Below are 18,119 nucleotides of genomic sequence, written 5' to 3'. Positions count from 1 at the left end.
CGTTCGTCAATCCGTCCTTTCCCGTTTCGACGAGGCATCCACGGTTGCGCCAAGCGAAAGACGGCCTTATGTTTTACATGTTGAACAGGAGCATCCCGCGATGCTGGGCGTCAGGATCGATAGTGAATTGGAACAGCGTCTCGCCGCGGTCGCGCGGTCGCAGGGTCGCAGCAAGAGCGATATCGCCCGCGAGGCGGTACGGCGCTATGTCGAACGCCATGACGAGGCATATCTGGCGGAAGCGCGGCGACAGTCCTTGCGCGCGGCAGCGCGGGGGTGGACCGACGAAGACCGGGCATGGGAGATATTGGCGGCGGCCGATGACGATTTGAATGATCTGACCGGCACCGATCCGCATCGGTCGTGAAACGCGGCGATATCGTCGCCGCGCTTGGCCGTGGCGATTTCTCGACCAAGCCCAGGCCGAGCCTGATCGTACAGGCCGACGAGTTCAATGCCTATCACCCGGGGATCACCGTATGTCCGATTACCGGCGCGACGTCGGGCGATCATCTGTACCGCATTTCGCTTTCACCGACCGGGGACAACGGTCTGCTCAAGGATAGCGAGGTCGAGATCGACCTTGTTCAGGCAATCAGGCGCGAACGGATCGGTGGACTGATCGGCCACGTTCCCGACGAGGTGATGTTTTCCGTGGACCAGGCGCTTCGGCGCTGGCTCTCTCTATAGATCGCAAGGAGATACCTGATGACCCCCGCCGTTAAGACGATCCTCGACAAATTCGAATCCACCAGCCCTGCCGTGAAGGCCAATCTCGCGCGGATCCTGATGCAGGGGCGATTGGGCGGTACCGGCAAGCTTCTGATCCTGCCGGTCGACCAGGGTTTCGAGCATGGCCCCGCGCGCAGCTTCGCGATCAACCCGGCCGGATATGATCCGCATTACCATTGGCAATTGGCGATCGACGCCGGGCTGTCCGCCTTCGCCGCGCCGCTCGGCATGATCGAGGCGGGTGCCGACACGTTCGGCGCGCAGATGCCGACGATTCTGAAGGTCAACAGCTCGAACAGCTGGGCGACCTCGATCGATCAGGCGATCACGGGCAGCGTGGCGGATGCGGTTCGGCTGGGCTGCGCGGCGATCGGCTTCACGCTGTATCCGGGGTCGGACAAGATCTTCGACATGATGGAGGAAATCCGCGCGCTGTCCGAAGAAGCGAAGGCGGCCGGCATCGCGACCGTGATCTGGAGCTACCCGCGCGGCGGCGATCTGACGAAGGACGGCGAACTCGCGCTCGACGTCGGGGCCTATGCCGCGCATATGGCGGCGTTGCTCGGTGCGCACATCATCAAGACCAAGTTGCCGACCGATCATATCGAGCAAAAGGAAGCCAAGCCGATCTACGCCAAGGGCGATTGGTCGACCCAGTCGAAGCGGGTGGCGCATATGGTTCAGGCGAGCTTTGCCGGGCGGCGGATCAACGTCTTTTCGGGTGGCGCGTCGAAGGGCGAGGATTCGGTGTTCCAGGATGCGCGCGACATCCGCGACGGCGGCGGTCACGGCTCGATCATCGGCCGCAACACCTTCCAGCGCCCGCGCGACGAGGCGCTGGCGATGCTGGATCGCATCATCCGCATCTATCTGGGCGAGGAATGAGATTGCGGCGCGGCAAGCTGCTGACGGCCTACATTGCCTTTGCGGTGGCCGGCACCGTGCTTCCGCTCGTTCCGTTCGTGTCTTGGGTCGCGGCGAACGGGCTGGATGTCGGTCGCTTCTTAGGCGATCTGTTCGTCAATCGGATCAGCAGTTTTTTCGCCTTTGATGTCATCGTCTCGGCAGTCGTCGTGATCCTGTTCGTTATCGTACAGGCGAAGCGCGATAGGGTGGGGCATGCATGGGTGGCGATCGCGGCGACGCTTCTGGTGGGCGGATCGAGCGGACTGCCGATCTTCCTCGCGCTGCGTGAACGGGCGCTTAGGTCGTGACGCCGGATCGGCCGCTCGCCGGACTCGGCGCTCCCTGAATGCAGGACTTCGCCTATCATCGCTCGGTCGCGCCGATGATGTGGGTGCTGGTCGGACTGGCGTCGATAGAGTTCGTCGTCGTCCACGCGCTGCTCGCGATGTGGAAACCCGCGGTCGCGATCGTCCTATCGATCGCGACCCTCGCATCGATCGTCTGGCTGGTCGCGGGTATCCGTTCGTTCCGGCGCTTGCCGGTGACGCTGGATGCCGGGATGCTGGTAATGCGCGCCGGGACGCTAAAGAGGGTCGCGATACCCGTGAGCGACATCGCCGGGTTGCGCGGCCAATGGGACGCCGCGTTCGTGAAACGCCGTGCGACGCTCAATCTCGCGTTGATCGCCTATCCCAACATCGTCGTCGAACTCGCCGTGCCGCAACGGGTCGGGCGACGGTCGATCGATGCGGTCGCGCATCGCCTCGACGATCGCACGGCTTTCGTCGCGGCGATGGAGCGGCTAGGCGCGGCCGATGACTGAAGACCCGCTCGGCCCGCTCGACCCCGATTTCGCGGCGGCCTTCGTCCGGGATCTGCGGCGGCCGCCGTGCCAGCTCTATCTCGTCTCGCCGCTCGCGGTTGGCGGTACATTTCCCGACCGGCTGGCGCGTGCGCTCGGTGCCGGGCCGGTCGCGGCGTTCCAGTTCCGGGTGAAGGATGTCGATCAGCACGAGGCAGCGCGGCTTGCCGAACCGCTGCAACGGATTTGCGCCGACGCCGATGTCGCCTTCATCGTCAACGACAGCGTGGCGCTCGCGAAACGGCTGGGTGCGGACGGGGTACATCTGGGGCAGGGCGACGGCGACCCCCGGGAGGCGCGCGCGGAACTGGGCGCGACGGCGCAGATCGGGGTGACGTGCCACGACAGCCGCCACCTGGCGATGGAGGCGGGGGAGAATGGCGCGGACTATGTCGCGTTCGGTGCCTTCTATCCCACCGAAACGAAGGTGACGAAACACCGGCCGGACCCGTCGATCCTGTCCTGGTGGGCGACGATCTTCGAAATCCCTTCGGTCGCCATCGGCGGGATCACGCCTGCCAATGCGGGGACGCTCATCGACGCGGGCACCGATTTCATCGCGGTGTCGAACGCGGTCTGGGGCGGCGACGAAGGGGCGGCGATCGACGCGTTTACGGCCTTGCTCGGCTGACCGGACCTTATCCATGTTTTATGTGTTGGATGGCGGAGCGTATGAGTTCCGGGGAGCAGGTCATGGTAAAATCGATTATCGTCGCATCCGTTTTGGGTGCGGCTGCATCCGTCATGGCGCAGACGCCCGCTGCGACCCCTGCATCCGTCGCCACCCCGACACCGGCCGCCGCCTCCGCGGCGAAGCTCGATATGGACGTGCTGCACGTGCAGGTGATCCTGGACCATCTCGGGTTTTCGCCGGGTGTCCTCGACGGCCATCGCGGCATGTCGTTCACGGCGGCGATCAAGGGATTTCAGGAAAGTCAGGGGCTGCCCGTGACGGGCGACCCCGACGCGGCGACGCTGAAGGCGCTGTTCCCCTATCGCCATTGGCGGCCGACGGTCGAGATCGCGCTGACGAAGGAGATGCTGGACTATCAGTATACCCCCGAAATCCCGCATGGCGAGGATGCGCAGGCCAAGCTGCCCGCGCTCAACTACCGCACGCCGATGGAGAAGCTGGCCGAGGGGTTCCACACGACGCCCGAAACGCTGGTGGCGCTCAACAGTGCCGACACGAAGCTGACCGTCGGGACGAAGGTCGTGTTCCCCGATGCGCTGCCGGATCGGCAGGATTACGATCCGAAGCTGAAGCCCGAATGGCGCGCGACGCTGGCGATGCTGAACGTCGATTCGACGCAGCCGGTGGCGGCCAAGGTCGTGGTCAGCAAATCGGACAAGGTATTGCGCGCCTATGACGCGAACGGCAAGCTGGTCGCGCAGTTCCAGGTGACGACGGGGAGCACGCACGACCCGCTGCCGCTCGGAACGTGGAAGATCTACGGCGCGGACTATAATCCCAAATTCCACTTCAACCCGGCCCTGTTCTGGGATGCCAAGAAGGGCGAGAAGAAGGCGATGCTGCCGGCGGGACCGAACGGTCCGGTCGGTGTCGTCTGGCTGGATTTGTCGAAGGAACATTACGGCATCCACGGCACCCCGGAGCCTTCGCTGATCGGACGGACCGAAAGCCATGGCTGCGTTCGTCTGGCGAACTGGAACGCGGCGCGGCTGGCGATGATGATCCGCCCCGGGACGCCGGCGATCTTCCAGGAATAGGCGAATGAGCCGCGTCGGCTGGTGGGTCCTCGGCGTAATCGCGGTCGCGGTGGCGGCGTTCCTGTCGATGACGTCGTTCGGCCTAAGCGCGGTGCGGATCCGCGACAGCATCCGCGCGGTCGAGCCCCGCGTCGTAGCCGCACCGTCACGCGGAGGGGATGCGCTGATCGTCCCGGTCGCCGGGATTGCGCGTGGCGACCTGCGCGACGACTGGGGCGATCCGCGCGAAGGTGGCACGCGGGTGCACCACGGGACCGATATCCCGGCACCTGCGCGGACGATGGTCGTCGCCGCTGCGGCCGGCACGGTGGAGAAGCTGTTCCACAGCGTACGCGGTGGCACGACATTGTACGTCCGATCGCGGGATCGTCGCTGGACCTATTATTACGCGCATCTGGCCGGCTATGCCGCGAATATCCGTGAGGGATCGACGGTCAAGGCCGGCGATCCGCTCGGCTATGTCGGCGATACCGGCGATGCGGGGGTTGGCAATTTCCACCTTCATTTCGGGCTGACGCGCATGCGGCCCGAGGAGCATTGGTGGCAGGGCGAGGACATCGATCCCTACCCCTTGCTTGCGGCAGGGCACCTGCCGGGCTAATGCGCCGCCTCGGATTGCCGCGAGGTTCCCCCCTCCGGCTTTCCTTGTCGTTCTTTCCAGCAGGTATCCCCATGAAGATCAACGCGGTCGAAATCCGTCCGGGCAACATCATCGAATATGAAGGCGGCATCTGGCGCGCCGTGAAGATCCAGCATACCCAGCCCGGCAAGGGCGGCGCGTATATGCAGGTCGAGCTGAAAAACCTGATCGACGGCCGCAAGAACAATGTCCGCTTCCGTTCGGCCGAGAGCCTGGAGCGCGTCCGGCTCGATACCGTGGATTTCCAGTATCTGTTCCGCGACGGCGATACGCTGACCTTCATGGACAAGGTCAATTACGAACAGATCACGCTGGATGCGGGCATTCTCGGCGACGCCGCGGCGTTCCTGCAGGACGGCATGGATGTCGTCATGGAACTGTACGACGAGCGCCCCATATCGGTGCAGCTCCCCGATACGATCGAAGCGATGATCGTCGAGGCGGACGCGGTGGTAAAGGGGCAGACGGCCTCGTCCAGCTACAAGCCCGCGATCCTCGACAACGGCGTCCGCGTGATGGTGCCGCCGCATATCGGTGCGGGCACGAAGATTGTCGTCGATGTGTACGAGCAGACGTACGTTCGTCGTGCTGATTGAGACGAATAGCGAAGCTAATCGCACAATCGGCCGACCGGCCGGCAAGCATCGCTTGGCCGACGACGCGGGCTTTGCCCGCGGTGCCTGACGGCGCGACCCACCCCCAGCCCCTCCCTTGAAAGGGAGGGGGGAAGAAGAAGCAAATGCCCAGCCATTCCGGCCTCATGACCGTCATCGAACGCGCCGCGCGCAAGGCGGCACCGCGGTTGCGGCGCGACTTCAACGAGGTCCAGCAGCTGCAGGTCAGCCGCAAGGGCCCCGCGGATTTCGTGTCGATGGCGGACCAGCGCGCCGAACAGACTCTATATGAGGAACTGAGCCACGCCCGTCCCGACTGGGGGTTCCTGATGGAGGAGCGCGGCGAGGTCGCGGGCGATCCGAACAAGCCGCGCTTTATCGTCGATCCGCTCGACGGCACCTCGAACTTCCTCCACGGCATCCCGCATTTCTCCATCTCGATCGCGGTCGAGGAGCCAATGGCGAACGGTAAGCGCGAGATCACGACCGCGCTCGTCTACCAGCCGCTGACCGACGAGAGTTTCTGGGCGGAGAAGGGCCGGGGTGCGTGGCATACCGACCAAAGGTTGCGCGTGTCCGCGCGGCGTGAGCTGTCCGAATGCCTCGTCGCGACGGGCATCCCGTTCATGGGGCATGGCGATTTCGTGCAGTGGAGCCGGATCTTCGGCGCTGTCGCGCCGCAGGTCGCGGGCATCCGTCGTTTCGGTTCCGCCGCGCTCGATCTCGCCTGGGTCGCGGCAGGGCGATACGACGCCTATTGGGAATCGGGCCTCCAGCCATGGGATGTCGCCGCCGGACTGTTGCTGGTGAAGGAAGCGGGCGGTTTCGTCACCGATTTCCGCGGCGGCGACCGCGCGATGGAACGCAACGAATTCCTGGCCGCGAACGACGGCATCCATTCCAAGCTTCACAAGCTGGTGGCGGGGGCCTTGCGGTAAAGGTCCGCCTTCCGATCAAAGGCACCAATCGAGGTCAACTACGCGCGATTCTGACGCCTGCCACGCCTTGCTCCCCTTCGCCCATCCTCCTAAGGCAGCCCTGTTCCCTTCGCACTTGCGAGAAGCCTCTTGGTCGACCTGTCGCACTATCTGCCGATCCTCCTTTTCCTGGGGGTGGCGCTCGCCTTGTCGAGCACGTTCGTGTTCCTGCCGATGCTCGTCTCGCGTCTGACGGGCACGCACAAGCCGGATGCGGAGAAGCTGAGCGAATATGAATGCGGCTTCCCCGCGTTCGAGGACCCGCGGAGCCAGTTCGACGTGCGGTTCTACCTCGTCGCTATCCTCTTCATCGTGTTCGATCTGGAGGCGGCGTTCATCTATCCCTGGGCGGTCAGCGTCTTCCATCTCGGGTGGGTCGCATGGTTCGCGATGATGGGCTTCATCGCCGAACTGGCATTGGGTCTTGCCTATGCCTGGAAGAAGGGAGCGCTCGATTGGGAATAGAGGCACATTCCGGGCCGATCGGATTGGTCAACAATCCCGAAAGCGCATCGATCGTAAAACCCGATCCGGCGTATTTCGACGGCCTGAACGGGGAACTGACCGACAAGGGTTTCCTGGTCACCTCGACCGAGGATCTGTTCCAATGGGCGCGCACCGGCTCGCTCTGGTGGATGACGTTCGGGCTCGCATGCTGCGCGGTCGAGATGATCCACGTCAACATGCCGCGCTACGACCTCGAACGCTTCGGCGCCGCGCCGCGCGCGTCCCCGCGCCAGTCGGACGTGATGATCGTCGCCGGCACGCTGTGCAACAAGATGGCACCTGCGCTCCGCAAGGTCTACGATCAGATGTCGGAGCCCAAATACGTCATCTCGATGGGGAGTTGCGCGAACGGCGGCGGCTATTACCATTATAGCTACAGCGTGGTCCGCGGCTGCGACCGGGTGGTGCCGGTCGACATCTACGTCCCCGGCTGCCCCCCGACCGCGGAGGCTTTGCTGTACGGCATCATGCAGTTGCAGCGGAAGATCCGACGCAGCGGGAGCGTGGAACGGTGAGAGCGCCGGCCCCCGCCTATACGACGAACGACGGCGTGGTCGAAGCGGCGCGTGCCGCGCTCGGCGTGTATCTGGTCGACACGGTCGAGCGCGTCGGCGAGATCGCGCTCCATGTCCGCCGCGACGCGATCGTCCCCGCGTTGACGATCCTGCGCGATACCCCGGGACTGGAATATCAGCAGCTGATGGAGATCGCCGGCGTCGATTACCCCGATCGCGGCGAGGAGCGGTTCGAGGTCGTCTATTGTCTGTTGTCGCTCACGCGAAACCACCGTATTCGCGTCCACGTCCAGACCGACGAAACCAGGCCGGTGCCGTCGGTGACCGATCTGTGGCCGGTCGCCGGCTGGCTGGAGCGCGAGGTCTACGACCTTTACGGCGTACTCTTTTCCGGAAACCGCGATCTGCGGCGAATCCTGACCGATTACGGTTTTCGCGGGCATCCGCTGCGCAAGGACTTCCCGATGACCGGCTATGTCGAGATGCGCTATTCCGAACAGGAGAAGCGCGTCGTGTACGAGCCTGTCCAGCTCGACCAGGATTTCCGTACCTTCGATTTCCAGAGCCCCTGGGAGGGCGCGAGCTACGTCCTGCCAGGCGACGAGAAGGGCGGATTGCCCGAGGCGAAGGGCGCGCCGACGCCATTGTCCGCGGATGCGGTCCAGAAGGCGGACTCGGCAAAGTCGGCGACGCGCGCGCCGAGCGCACCCAGCGAAGGCTATGCGAAGAAAGACATGGCAAGCACCAACGATACGGGGTCTGGCAAGCCATCGAGCGATGCGGGTTCCAGGCCCGTCGATCCCGATGTATCGCCAGGCAAGCATGGAGGACAGAACCAGTGAGCGACTATGTCGACCAGGTGCTGAGCCGCGAGGATGCCGTCGATCCCGCGACCGGCGACGTCACGATCGAGAATTACACGATCAACTTCGGACCCCAGCATCCCGCCGCGCACGGCGTGCTGCGGCTGGTGATGGAGCTGGACGGCGAGATCGTCGAGCGGATCGATCCGCATGTCGGGCTGCTCCACCGCGGCACCGAGAAGCTGATCGAATACAAGACCTACATGCAGGCGCTGCCCTATTTCGACCGGCTCGATTACTGCTCGCCGCTGTGCATGGAACACAGCTTCGTGCTGGCGATCGAGAAGCTGCTCGATCTCGAAGTACCGCTGCGCGCGCAATATCTGCGCGTGTTCTTCGCCGAGTTGACGCGCATCTCGAACCACATGCTGAACCTCGGCAGCCACGTCATGGACGTGGGCGCGATGACGCCGAACCTCTGGATGTTCGAAGTCCGCGAGGATTGCTACGGCTTCTTCGAGCGCATGTCGGGCGCGCGGATGCATCACAATTACTTCCGGCCCGGCGGCGTGCATCAGGACGTGCCGCTGAAGCTGCTGACCGATATCGGCGACTGGCTCGATACGCGCCTGCCGCGATTGTTCGAGGATGCGATCAGCCTCGTCGCGGACAACCGAATCTTCAAGCAGCGCAATGTCGACATCGCGGTGGTGAGCCGCGAGGACGCGATCAAATGGGGCTTCTCGGGCCCGATGATCCGCGGTTCCGGCATCGCATGGGATCTGCGCAAGTCGCAGCCCTACGACGTCTACGACCGGATGGACTTCGAGGTGCCGGTCGGCACGCGCGGCGATTGCTACGACCGGTTCATGGTGCGGGTCGAGGAGGTGCGCCAGTCAGCGAAGATCATGAAGCAGTGTCTGCGCGAGATGCCCGAGGGACCGATCGCCAGCCTCGACCGCAAGGTGGTCCCGCCCAAGCGGGGCGAGATGAAGCAGTCGATGGAAGCGCTGATCCACCACTTCAAGCTCTATACCGAGGGCTATCACGTGCCCGCGGGCGACGTGTACGTCGCGACCGAAAGTCCGAAGGGGGAGTTCGGCGTATATCTGGTCGCGGATGGATCGAACAAACCCTATCGCTGCAAGATCCGCCCGACCGCGTTCAGCCATTTGCAGGCGATGGACTTCATGATGAAGGGCCATATGCTGGCGGACACGACCGCGGTGCTGGGCGCGATGGATATCGTGTTCGGGGAGTGCGACCGGTGAGGATGGCTTATCCAGTATTGGCCTGCATTACAGCGTCGTTCGCAACAGTCGCGACCATGGCTGCTTGGCTTGGTCCGCCGCCGCCATTTGATCAGCTGGTTCGTCTCAACAAGATGGTTTCGGCAGCGCTGGAAGTAGAGTCTGACGACCAATTGTTAGCACTGTTTGATGACAAAATATCCGTTAATCGAAATGGTATGCCGGTTCAGAATACAGCGGTCGCTGACGCGGACCGTAGTCTAAAGCAAAAGCTCGTACTGATGATAAAAGGGGGGTGTCCGACCAAGCCCATAAACGGCTTTTATTCAGGTAACTCGCTAGTAATGATGTTCCAAAAGCGCGTTAGATTGTCAGAATCGCGGAGAGGCTTGCCCGATTTTGATCAACAGGGAAAAAGAATACCACGGTTGAATCCGGGTGAGGCAAATGAATGTACTAATTTTGGCCCGCGAACTCTGGTCATCCTTAGCATGAGTGCGCCCGGCAAGCCGATCACTGATTCCGTTCAGCACGTCGAACTTTGGCAGTCCGATTATGACTGAAAGTTTCCGTATCCCCGACGAGGCCGAGACCCGCGCCCGCTGGGGCGCGTTCGCGTGGACGGACGAGAACCAGGTCAAGGCGAACGAAATCCTCGGCCGCTATCCCAAGGGGCGCGAGCAATCGGCGTCGTTGCCGCTACTCGACCTCGCCCAGCGTCAGGTCGGTGCGGAAACGCAGACGCAAGGCTGGCTGCCCGTGCCCGTCATCGAGTTCGTCGCACGCCAGATCGGCGTGCCGTACATGCGCGTGTACGAGGTCGCGACCTTCTACACGATGTTTAACCTGGCGCCGGTCGGGCGCTATCACGTGCAGGTCTGCGGGACGACGCCGTGCATGCTCGCCGGCTCCGATGACGTGCTCGCCGCGTGCAAGAACCGTGGGCTAATCAAGGGCGGGACGACGCCCGATGGCCTCTTCACGCTGACCGAGGTCGAGTGTCTGGGCGTGTGCGCCAACGCGCCGATGGTGCAGATCAACGACGACAATTACGAGGACCTGGATTACGATCGTACCGCCGCGGTGCTCGATGCGCTGGCCAGGGGCGAGCATCCGAAACCCGGCTCGACGATCGGACGTCAGACGAGTTGCCCCGAAGGCGGGCCGACGACGCTGAAGGAAATGGTGGACGCGAACCACGATTATCGGGGGGCGTGGGCGAATGGCTGAGGAAAACGACGGCGTCGTGAATTTCATGGGCGAGCAGTTTCGTCGGCTCAACGCTCGATTCGATACGATGGAGCAGCGCATCGATACGTTCGAAGGCAAGATGGAAGATCGACTTGCTAACATCGAACGTCGCTTGAGCAGTCAAAATCAGATCGAGCAGTCGCTCATCGGTCATTTGGCCAGCATTCATTCGAGCATCGACAATCTGCGAGCGGACTTCGTCGAGGTCGAACGCCGGGTGAAGGCACTGGAGGCGACTAATGCTCGCTGACAAGGATCGCATCTTCACCAATCTGTACGGCTTCCAGTCCTGGAAGCTGGACGCCGCGCGTGTGCGCGGGGACTGGGACGATACCGCCGCGTTGATGGCCAAGGGCCAGGACGCGATCATCGATGTCATGAAAGCCAGCGGCCTGCGCGGCCGTGGCGGCGCGGGGTTCCCGACCGGCACGAAATGGTCGTTCATGCCCAAGGAGCCGAAGCCCGACCGGCCGAACTTCCTCGTCATCAATGCGGACGAATCCGAGCCCGGTTCCTGCAAGGACCGCGAGATCATGCGCCACGATCCGCACAAGCTGATCGAAGGCGCGCTGATCGCCGGCTATGCGATGCGCGCGCGGGCGGCCTATATCTATATCCGCGGCGAATATATCCGCGAGGCGGAAGTGCTCTACGCCGCAGTCGCCGAGGCCTATGACGCGGGGCTGATCGGGAAGAATGCCTGCGGTTCCGGTTACGACTTCGACGTGTTCGTCCACCGCGGCGCTGGCGCGTATATCTGCGGCGAAGAGACCGCGATGCTGGAAAGCCTGGAGGGCAAGAAGGGCCAGCCGCGCCTCAAGCCGCCCTTCCCGGCCGGGGCCGGGCTCTATGGTTGTCCGACGACGGTCAACAACGTCGAATCGATCGCGGTCGCGCCGACGATCCTTCGGCGGGGTGCCGAATGGTTCTCCAGCTTCGGCGCGGAAGGCAACAAGGGCACCAAGCTGTTCCAGATCAGCGGCCATGTGAACCGCCCTTGCGTCGTCGAGGAGGCGATGGGCATCACCTTCCGCGAGCTGATCGAGACGCATTGCGGCGGCATCCGCGGGGGGTGGGACAATCTGCTCGCGGTCATCCCCGGCGGATCGTCCGTGCCGCTCGTCCCCGCGGCCGAGATCATGGACTGCCCGATGGACTTCGACGGGCTCAAGAAGGTCGGCTCGGGCCTCGGCACCGCGGCGGTGATCGTGATGGACAAGTCGACCGATATCGTCCGCGCGATCAGCCGCATCAGCTATTTCTACAAGCACGAGAGCTGCGGCCAGTGCACGCCGTGCCGCGAGGGCACGGGCTGGATGTGGCGCGTGATGGAGCGGATGCGCACCGGCGACGCCGAACTGTCCGAGATCGACATGCTCCAGCAGGTAACGAAACAGGTCGAGGGGCATTCGATCTGCGCGCTGGGCGACGCCGCCGCATGGCCCATCCAGGGCCTCATCAAGCATTTCCGCCCCGAGATGGAACGCCGCATCCACGACAGGGGTGGCGATCTGTCGCCGATGATGGAGGCGGCGGAGTGAGCTGGCATTGGACGATCTTGTTGGCCGCTGCCGCGATTTGCTCTAGTCTTACGGGGCCAGCTTCGGCGCAGGAAGCCGAAATCGGATCGCGTGTGGCGCAGCGTCAGCAGACTGCCTCCGGCAAGCCCGTTGCGCAGTCGGTCGTTGACTCGCACCTCTATGCCGAATGTGTCGTACATCGCCGATCGGCGCAAAGTGCGGACTATCTGGCGCTGACCGATCCTAAGGGAACCGCAGCCGCGCGGAATAATCTGGGGCGCGAAATTCAATGTACAAATTCGCAGATCAGCTCCGAGTTCGGTAACGAACAGCGATTGAATATTCCTACCGACCTATATCGTGGCATGATCGCCGAGGCATTGATCGAAAGCCGCTTTGCACGCTCGACACCGCCTGCGCTGCCGCTGACGCGCGTTTATGTCAGCCCGTGGGGAGCAGTGTCCGGCCGCGCAGCGGCTGTCGAGGATATGGGTATATGCGTCGCCGCGACCAATCCCGCGGGGATCAGGGCCGTGCTTGCGACGCACCCCGAAAGCGATGAAGAACTGGCAGCGCTTCATGCGCTGTCCCCTTCGATGGGTCCGTGTCTTGCTGCGAATGTGAAGCTGACGGCCAACCGTCAAGGCATTCGCGCGACGCTGGCCGAAGCTTTGTATCACCGGCTAACGTCTCCGGTCCCAGCGACCGTTCCCACGCCTGAGAAGAAGTGACATGCCCCTAGTCAAAGTCGACGGCGTCGAGATCGAGGTGCCGCAAGGCGCGACCGTGCTCCAGGCGTGCGAACTTGCCGGCAAGGAGATCCCGCGGTTCTGCTATCACGAGCGCCTCAGCATCGCGGGCAATTGCCGGATGTGCCTGGTCGAAGTGAAGCCCGGCCCTCCCAAGCCGCAGGCAAGCTGCGCGCTGCCGGCGGCGGACAAACAGGAGATCTTCACCAATACGCCGATGGTGAAGAATGCGCGCGAGGGGATGATGGAATTCCTCCTCATCAACCATCCGCTCGACTGCCCGATCTGCGATCAGGGCGGCGAATGCGACCTTCAGGACCAGTCGATAGCCTATGGCCGCGGCCATTCGCGCTACGACGAGAACAAGCGTGCGGTCACCGAGAAATATATGGGGCCGATCGTGAAGACGGTCATGACCCGCTGCATCCAGTGCACGCGCTGCATCCGATTCGCCGAGGAAGTGGCGGGCGTCGAGGAGATCGGTGCGATCTACCGCGGCGAGAACATGCAGATCACCTCGTACCTCGAAGAGGCGGTGACGAGCGAATTGTCGGGCAACGTCGTCGACCTGTGTCCGGTCGGCGCGCTGACGTCGAAGCCCTATGCGTTCGAGGCGCGGCCGTGGGAGCTGCGCAAGACGCTGACGATCGACGTGATGGACGCGGTCGGCACGAACATCCGGCTCGACAGCCGCGGTCGGCAGGTGCTGCGCTGCGTGCCGCGGATCAACGAGGACGTGAACGAGGAATGGGCGACCGACAAGACGCGCCATGCGGTCGACGGGCTCGTGCGGCGGCGGCTCGACAAGCCCTATGTGCGGATGAACGGCAAGCTGGTGCCCGCGACCTGGGACGAGGCGTTCGCGGCGATCAAGGCGGTTGGTGCCGGATCGAGCGTCGCGGCGATCGCGGGCGATCTGGTCGATTGCGAGACGATGTTCGCGGCCAAGATGCTGGTCGAGAAACTGGGGTCGACGCTGCTCGAAGGGCGGCAGACGGGGATGGCGTATGACACGTCGAGCCTTGCAGCGGTGAATTTCAACACGACGATCGCCGGTACCGAGCGGGCGGACGTGATCCTGCTGGTCGGCACCAATTTGCGCTGGGAAGCGCCGTTGGTGAACACGCGCGTCCGCAAGGCGATCAAGAAGGGGGCGAAGGTCTTCGCGATCGGGCCGGAGACCGACCTGACGTACAAGGCCGAATGGCTGGGCGACGATCTGGCATTGCTCGGTGCGCTGCCCGATATGGTGATGGAGGCGTTCGGCAAGGCCGAGCGGCCGATGGTTATCGTCGGCGGAGGGGCTTTGAAGGGTGGCCACGGTGCCGCGCTCGCGCTGGTCGAGCCGCTGGGCTTGGTCAAGGACGGCTGGAACGGGTTCAACGTCGTCCATATGGCGGCCAGCCGGATGGGCGGTCTGATGCTCGGTTATGCACAGGCGGGCGGGATCGCGGACGTGATGGGGGCAAAGCTCGGCTTCTTCCTCGGCGCGGACGAGGTGGATTTCGGCAAGTTCGCCGGGTTCAAGGTGTTCGTCGGCCATCACGGTGACAAGGGCGCGGCGGTGGCGGACGTGATCCTGCCGGGCGTGACCTATGCCGAGAGATCGGGGACATGGGTGAACCTGGAGGGCAGGGTACAGCGCGGCGAGCGGGCGGTGTTCGCGCCGGGCGATGCGCGCGAGGACTGGACGATCTTCCGGGCGCTGTCCGAAGTGCTCGGTGCGACGCTTCCGTTCGACAGTCTGGAGGGGCTTCGCGAGGAGATGTATACCGCGGTGCCGGCGCTTCGGCATCAGATGCTGGCGACGTTCGAGTGGTCCGTGCCGTCGATCGAGGCAAAGGGTGAGGGCGTGCTGGCCGGCTATCCGATCAAGGATTTCTACCTGACCAACGCGATCTGTCGCGCGAGCCCGACGATGCAGCGGTGTTCGGCGGAGCTGGTGCACGGCGAAGGTTTCGCAGAGGCGGCAGAATAATGGGCACCATCTTTCAGCATATTCGGCTGGCGAACGCGGCCAAGCCCGACCTCGAGGAGGTTGATGCCAACGCCTTGGTTGATTCCGGGTCGATCGATCTGTGCATCCCCTCCCTGGTAGCCAAGCAATTGAGGCTGTCCGCAATCGAACAGCGCATCGTCACTGTCGCCGATGGCCGCAAGGTGTCCGTGGATTATGTCGGACCGATAAAGGTCGAGGTGTTCGGTCGTCATGCGTTCACGGGTGCGATGGTGATGGGCGATATGGTGTTGCTCGGCGCGATACCGATGCAGGCGATGGACGTACTGATCGATCCGCGACGGGAACAGTTGATCCCCAATCCCCAAAACCCCGATATTCCTGGAGCGATGGTGATGAGCCACCGCATGACTCGCAAATGACCGCCTTCTTCAACACCACCGTCGGCTTCTCCTACGGCTGGGCGTGGTTCGTCGCGACCATCGTCGGCATCCTCGTCATCGCGCTCCCGCTGATGCTCGCGGTCGCGATGATCATCTATGCCGATCGCAAGATCTGGGCGGCGATGGCGCTACGCCGTGGCCCCAACGTCGTCGGCCCGTTCGGCCTGATGCAGAGCTTTGCCGACGGGCTGAAGGTGTTCCTGCAGGAAACCATCATTCCGTCCGCCGCCAACCGCGTGCTGTTCCTGATCGCGCCGATCATCACCTTCACCGTCGCGCTGATCGTATGGGCGGTGGTGCCGTTCCAGGCGGGGGTGGTGCTGGCGGACATCAATGTCGGGCTGCTTTACGTCCTCGCGACCTCGTCGCTCGGCGTGTACGGCATCATCCTTGCGGGCTGGGCGTCGAACTCGAAATACCCCTTCTACTCGGCGCTTCGTGCGGCGGCGCAGATGGTCAGTTACGAGGTCGCGATCGGGTTCATCCTGATCTCGGTCGTCTTGTGGTCGGGGACGTTCAACCTCAGCGGCATCGTGATGGCGCAGCGGAACGTCTATCTGCACCTCAACGGCTTCATCGTGAACCCGCTGCTGTTCCCGATGGCGGTGATGTTCTTCATCTCCTCGCTGGCGGAGACGCAGCGCGCGCCGTTCGACCTGACCGAGGCGGAGAGCGAACTCGTCGCGGGGTATCAGACCGAATATTCGAGCATGTCGTTCGCGCTCTATTGGCTCGGCGAATATGCCAATGTCATCCTGATGTGCGTGCTGAACGCGACCTTGTTCTGGGGCGGGTGGCTGCCGCCGGTCGACTGGGCGCCGCTCTACTGGATTCCGGGCATCGTCTGGCTGTTCGTCAAGATGCTGTTCTTCTTCTTCCTGTTCAGCTGGGTGAAGGCGACGGTGCCGCGCTATCGCTACGACCAGCTGATGCGGCTGGGATGGAAGATCTTCCTGCCCTTCTCGCTATTCTGGGTTTTCTTGGTGTCCGGCGTCCTGATGGGGATGCGCGTAGGGGTCGGTTCATGAGCGTCGCGCAATACGTCAAGGCCTTCACGCTGTGGGAATTCCTCAAAGCGCACGCGCTCACCTTGAAGTATTTCTTCAAGACAAAAGCGACGATCAACTATCCCTATGAGCGCAACCCGCTCAGCCCGCGGTTTCGCGGCGAGCATGCGCTGCGCCGGTACCCCAATGGCGAGGAGCGGTGCATCGCGTGCAAATTGTGCGAGGCGGTGTGCCCCGCGCTCGCCATCACGATCGAGTCCGAGCCGCGCGACGACGGCAGCCGTCGGACGACGCGTTACGATATCGACATGACCAAGTGCATCTATTGCGGGCTATGTGCGGAGGCGTGCCCGGTCGATGCGATCGTCGAGGGGCCGAACCTGGACTTCGCGACCGAGACGCGCGAGGAACTGATCTACGACAAGTCCAAGCTGCTCGATAATGGCGACCGCTGGGAAGGCGCGATCGCGGCGAACCTTGCCGCCGATGCGCCGTACCGGTAGGCGGCGCGACATGATTCACCCTGCCACCGTCATTCCCGCGAAAGCGGGAATCCAGTTCCTGCTCGTCGGGCTTGCCACCGCCGTCGCGCGATGGGCCTCCGCTTTCGCGGGGGTTACGAACTCATGATCCAGGCTATCGCCTTCTACCTCTTCGCGTTCGTCATCCTCGTGTCCGCGGCGATGACGATATCGTCGCGCAACCCCGTGCATTCGGTGATGTGGCTGATCCTGGCGTTCTTCAATGCCGCCGGGCTGATGGTCCTCGTCGGCGCGGAGTTCATCGCGATGCTGCTCGTCATCGTTTATGTCGGCGCGGTCGCGGTGCTGTTCCTGTTCGTCGTGATGATGCTCGACATCGACGTGTCCGAGATGCGAAGCGGGATCGCGCGCTATTTCGGGATCGGACTGGCGGTCGCGGTCGCGCTGGCGGCGGAGATGCTGATCGCGGTCGGCGCGTGGAGTACCGGGCCGATCCAGCTCGGCCGGCGCGCGTCGCCGATCGTCGATGCGGTGCCCAACATCCGGGCGATCGGCAATCTGCTCTATACGCGCTATCTGTTCGTGTTCGAGGGTGCCGGGCTGGTCCTGCTGGTCGCGATGATCGGCGCGATCGTGCTGACCCACCGCGAACGCAGCGGCGTCCGCGCGCAGAACGTCTCGCGCCAGGTCGCCAGACGGCCGCAGGACGCGACGCGCAATACCCGGCCGACGGTCGGGCAGGGGGTCGAGATATGACGATCGGCCTTATCCATTATCTCGTCGTCGCGGCGATCCTGTTTACGATGGGGGTGCTCGGCATCTTCCTGAACCGCAAGAACCTGATCGTCATCCTGATGGCGATCGAGCTGATCCTGCTGGCGGTGAACATCAATTTCGTCGCCTTCTCGGCCTATCTCCACGATCTGGTCGGGCAGGTGTTCGCGATGTTCGTGCTGACGGTGGCGGCGGGCGAGGCGGCGATCGGGCTGGCGATCCTCGTCATCTATTTCCGCGGCCGCGGGACGATCGCGGTCGACGACGTCAACCGGATGAAGGGGTGATGCGGTTGTCTATTTCGTCACCCCGGCCTTGTGCCGGGGTCCAGGGTCACGGGCGTGGCGCTGCTTGGCTCTGGACCCCGGCACAAGGCCGGGGTGACGGTAAGGTTTTGAA

The 18,119-nt window shown here is 63.5% G+C and carries 25 protein-coding genes; all 25 read left to right on the top strand.

The features are described 5' to 3' along the window. The first annotated feature begins 100 nt into the window (after positions 1-100). The 25 genes from relB to nuoK all read left to right on the top strand — a co-directional run bounded on the left by relB (position 101) and on the right by nuoK (position 18,007). Positions 101-367: a type II toxin-antitoxin system RelB family antitoxin gene (relB, locus tag HUU99_RS06515; RefSeq protein ID WP_174285761.1), complete on the top strand. Its 267-nt coding sequence runs from the start codon at positions 101-103 to the stop codon at positions 365-367. After that, a complete protein-coding gene (locus HUU99_RS06510) occupies positions 364-690 on the top strand; it encodes a type II toxin-antitoxin system PemK/MazF family toxin (RefSeq protein WP_174285760.1) in 327 nt (108 codons plus the stop codon). The genes relB and HUU99_RS06510 overlap by 4 nt, the downstream gene beginning before the upstream one ends. 18 nt (positions 691-708) lie before the next feature. Then, positions 709-1,617 carry a class I fructose-bisphosphate aldolase gene (locus tag HUU99_RS06505; RefSeq protein ID WP_174285759.1) on the top strand — a complete coding sequence of 303 codons (909 nt, stop codon included), beginning with the start codon at positions 709-711 and terminating at the stop codon, positions 1,615-1,617. A 2-nt stretch (positions 1,618-1,619) separates the two neighbouring features. Next, entirely contained in the window at positions 1,620-1,946 is a 327-nt protein-coding gene (locus HUU99_RS06500) for a DUF2834 domain-containing protein (protein ID WP_217430799.1), read from the top strand. Positions 1,947-1,984: 38 nt separating this feature from the next. Next, on the top strand, positions 1,985-2,461 hold the full coding sequence (locus HUU99_RS06495) for a hypothetical protein (protein WP_254602979.1): 477 nt from the start codon (positions 1,985-1,987) through the stop codon (positions 2,459-2,461). Next, on the top strand, positions 2,454-3,131 hold the full coding sequence (gene thiE / locus HUU99_RS06490) for a thiamine phosphate synthase (RefSeq protein WP_174285757.1): 678 nt from the start codon (positions 2,454-2,456) through the stop codon (positions 3,129-3,131). Before HUU99_RS06495 ends, thiE begins: the two co-directional genes overlap by 8 nt. 62 nt (positions 3,132-3,193) lie before the next feature. Next, a complete protein-coding gene (locus tag HUU99_RS06485) occupies positions 3,194-4,231 on the top strand; it encodes a L,D-transpeptidase family protein (protein WP_174285756.1) in 1,038 nt (345 codons plus the stop codon). A 4-nt stretch (positions 4,232-4,235) separates the two neighbouring features. Beyond that, complete coding sequence (locus HUU99_RS06480) at positions 4,236-4,832, top strand: M23 family metallopeptidase (RefSeq protein WP_174285755.1); 597 nt, start codon at positions 4,236-4,238, stop codon at positions 4,830-4,832. 71 nt (positions 4,833-4,903) lie between these two features. Further along, entirely contained in the window at positions 4,904-5,467 is a 564-nt protein-coding gene (gene efp, locus HUU99_RS06475; RefSeq protein WP_174285754.1) for an elongation factor P, read from the top strand. Positions 5,468-5,610: 143 nt separating this feature from the next. Next, positions 5,611-6,423: an inositol monophosphatase family protein gene (locus HUU99_RS06470; protein ID WP_174285753.1), complete on the top strand. Its 813-nt coding sequence runs from the start codon at positions 5,611-5,613 to the stop codon at positions 6,421-6,423. A gap of 129 nt (positions 6,424-6,552) precedes the next feature. Continuing rightward, the gene (gene ndhC / locus HUU99_RS06465) at positions 6,553-6,927 is read left to right on the top strand and encodes an NADH-quinone oxidoreductase subunit A (RefSeq protein ID WP_174285752.1); all 375 of its coding nucleotides are present in this window, start codon (positions 6,553-6,555) and stop codon (positions 6,925-6,927) included. Positions 6,928-6,944: 17 nt separating this feature from the next. Next, positions 6,945-7,484, top strand: coding sequence for a NuoB/complex I 20 kDa subunit family protein (locus HUU99_RS06460; protein ID WP_174285813.1), 540 nt, complete (start codon positions 6,945-6,947; stop codon positions 7,482-7,484). Continuing rightward, positions 7,481-8,326 (top strand): NADH-quinone oxidoreductase subunit C, encoded by an 846-nt coding sequence (locus HUU99_RS06455; protein ID WP_174285751.1) that lies wholly within the window; start codon positions 7,481-7,483, stop codon positions 8,324-8,326. Before HUU99_RS06460 ends, HUU99_RS06455 begins: the two co-directional genes overlap by 4 nt. A 17-nt stretch (positions 8,327-8,343) precedes the next feature. Then, positions 8,344-9,558, top strand: a complete 1,215-nt coding sequence (locus HUU99_RS06450; RefSeq protein WP_375380083.1) for an NADH-quinone oxidoreductase subunit D — start codon at positions 8,344-8,346, stop codon at positions 9,556-9,558. Positions 9,559-9,560: 2 nt separating this feature from the next. After that, positions 9,561-10,100, top strand: a complete 540-nt coding sequence (locus tag HUU99_RS06445; protein ID WP_174285749.1) for a hypothetical protein — start codon at positions 9,561-9,563, stop codon at positions 10,098-10,100. After that, the gene (locus tag HUU99_RS06440) at positions 10,093-10,767 is read left to right on the top strand and encodes a complex I 24 kDa subunit family protein (protein ID WP_174285748.1); all 675 of its coding nucleotides are present in this window, start codon (positions 10,093-10,095) and stop codon (positions 10,765-10,767) included. Before HUU99_RS06445 ends, HUU99_RS06440 begins: the two co-directional genes overlap by 8 nt. After that, positions 10,760-11,038 carry a hypothetical protein gene (locus HUU99_RS06435; protein ID WP_174285747.1) on the top strand — a complete coding sequence of 93 codons (279 nt, stop codon included), beginning with the start codon at positions 10,760-10,762 and terminating at the stop codon, positions 11,036-11,038. Before HUU99_RS06440 ends, HUU99_RS06435 begins: the two co-directional genes overlap by 8 nt. After that, positions 11,028-12,329 carry an NADH-quinone oxidoreductase subunit NuoF gene (gene nuoF, locus HUU99_RS06430; protein WP_174285746.1) on the top strand — a complete coding sequence of 434 codons (1,302 nt, stop codon included), beginning with the start codon at positions 11,028-11,030 and terminating at the stop codon, positions 12,327-12,329. Before HUU99_RS06435 ends, nuoF begins: the two co-directional genes overlap by 11 nt. After that, positions 12,326-13,039, top strand: a complete 714-nt coding sequence (locus HUU99_RS06425) for a hypothetical protein (RefSeq protein ID WP_174285745.1) — start codon at positions 12,326-12,328, stop codon at positions 13,037-13,039. The genes nuoF and HUU99_RS06425 overlap by 4 nt, the downstream gene beginning before the upstream one ends. 1 nt (position 13,040) lies before the next feature. Next, a complete protein-coding gene (gene nuoG / locus HUU99_RS06420) occupies positions 13,041-15,035 on the top strand; it encodes an NADH-quinone oxidoreductase subunit NuoG (protein WP_174285744.1) in 1,995 nt (664 codons plus the stop codon). Then, positions 15,035-15,436 carry a clan AA aspartic protease gene (locus HUU99_RS06415; protein ID WP_174285743.1) on the top strand — a complete coding sequence of 134 codons (402 nt, stop codon included), beginning with the start codon at positions 15,035-15,037 and terminating at the stop codon, positions 15,434-15,436. The genes nuoG and HUU99_RS06415 overlap by 1 nt, the downstream gene beginning before the upstream one ends. Then, positions 15,433-16,485, top strand: a complete 1,053-nt coding sequence (nuoH, locus tag HUU99_RS06410; RefSeq protein ID WP_174285742.1) for an NADH-quinone oxidoreductase subunit NuoH — start codon at positions 15,433-15,435, stop codon at positions 16,483-16,485. Before HUU99_RS06415 ends, nuoH begins: the two co-directional genes overlap by 4 nt. Then, positions 16,482-16,967: an NADH-quinone oxidoreductase subunit NuoI gene (gene nuoI, locus HUU99_RS06405; protein ID WP_174285741.1), complete on the top strand. Its 486-nt coding sequence runs from the start codon at positions 16,482-16,484 to the stop codon at positions 16,965-16,967. The genes nuoH and nuoI overlap by 4 nt, the downstream gene beginning before the upstream one ends. Positions 16,968-17,090: 123 nt before the next feature. Further along, a complete protein-coding gene (locus HUU99_RS06400) occupies positions 17,091-17,702 on the top strand; it encodes an NADH-quinone oxidoreductase subunit J (protein WP_174285740.1) in 612 nt (203 codons plus the stop codon). Next, positions 17,699-18,007, top strand: coding sequence for an NADH-quinone oxidoreductase subunit NuoK (gene nuoK, locus HUU99_RS06395; protein ID WP_174285739.1), 309 nt, complete (start codon positions 17,699-17,701; stop codon positions 18,005-18,007). The genes HUU99_RS06400 and nuoK overlap by 4 nt, the downstream gene beginning before the upstream one ends. Positions 18,008-18,119 lie beyond the last annotated feature (112 nt).

The sequence above is a fragment of the Sphingomonas bacterium genome (assembly GCF_903642285.1).
GTDB lineage: Bacteria > Pseudomonadota > Alphaproteobacteria > Sphingomonadales > Sphingomonadaceae > Sphingomonas.
This window is presented reverse-complemented; position numbering and strand designations above follow the sequence as displayed.

Excerpts from the sequence above, each read along its gene's own strand:
- thiE (WP_174285757.1), top strand. The coding sequence starts at position 2,454 with ATGACTGAAGACCCGCTCGGCCCGCTCGACCCCGATTTCGCGGCGGCC.
- efp (WP_174285754.1), top strand. The coding sequence starts at position 4,904 with ATGAAGATCAACGCGGTCGAAATCCGTCCGGGCAACATCATCGAATAT.
- HUU99_RS06440 (WP_174285748.1), top strand. The coding sequence starts at position 10,093 with ATGACTGAAAGTTTCCGTATCCCCGACGAGGCCGAGACCCGCGCCCGC.
- HUU99_RS06495 (WP_254602979.1), top strand. The coding sequence starts at position 1,985 with ATGCAGGACTTCGCCTATCATCGCTCGGTCGCGCCGATGATGTGGGTG.
- HUU99_RS06470 (WP_174285753.1), top strand. The coding sequence starts at position 5,611 with ATGCCCAGCCATTCCGGCCTCATGACCGTCATCGAACGCGCCGCGCGC.
- HUU99_RS06505 (WP_174285759.1), top strand. The coding sequence starts at position 709 with ATGACCCCCGCCGTTAAGACGATCCTCGACAAATTCGAATCCACCAGC.
- HUU99_RS06485 (WP_174285756.1), top strand. The coding sequence starts at position 3,194 with ATGGTAAAATCGATTATCGTCGCATCCGTTTTGGGTGCGGCTGCATCC.
- nuoF (WP_174285746.1), top strand. The coding sequence starts at position 11,028 with ATGCTCGCTGACAAGGATCGCATCTTCACCAATCTGTACGGCTTCCAG.
- nuoK (WP_174285739.1), top strand. The coding sequence starts at position 17,699 with ATGACGATCGGCCTTATCCATTATCTCGTCGTCGCGGCGATCCTGTTT.
- nuoH (WP_174285742.1), top strand. The coding sequence starts at position 15,433 with ATGACCGCCTTCTTCAACACCACCGTCGGCTTCTCCTACGGCTGGGCG.
- nuoG (WP_174285744.1), top strand. The coding sequence starts at position 13,041 with ATGCCCCTAGTCAAAGTCGACGGCGTCGAGATCGAGGTGCCGCAAGGC.
- HUU99_RS06415 (WP_174285743.1), top strand. The coding sequence starts at position 15,035 with ATGGGCACCATCTTTCAGCATATTCGGCTGGCGAACGCGGCCAAGCCC.
- nuoI (WP_174285741.1), top strand. The coding sequence starts at position 16,482 with ATGAGCGTCGCGCAATACGTCAAGGCCTTCACGCTGTGGGAATTCCTC.
- HUU99_RS06400 (WP_174285740.1), top strand. The coding sequence starts at position 17,091 with ATGATCCAGGCTATCGCCTTCTACCTCTTCGCGTTCGTCATCCTCGTG.
- HUU99_RS06445 (WP_174285749.1), top strand. The coding sequence starts at position 9,561 with ATGGCTTATCCAGTATTGGCCTGCATTACAGCGTCGTTCGCAACAGTC.
- HUU99_RS06435 (WP_174285747.1), top strand. The coding sequence starts at position 10,760 with ATGGCTGAGGAAAACGACGGCGTCGTGAATTTCATGGGCGAGCAGTTT.
- relB (WP_174285761.1), top strand. The coding sequence starts at position 101 with ATGCTGGGCGTCAGGATCGATAGTGAATTGGAACAGCGTCTCGCCGCG.
- HUU99_RS06480 (WP_174285755.1), top strand. The coding sequence starts at position 4,236 with ATGAGCCGCGTCGGCTGGTGGGTCCTCGGCGTAATCGCGGTCGCGGTG.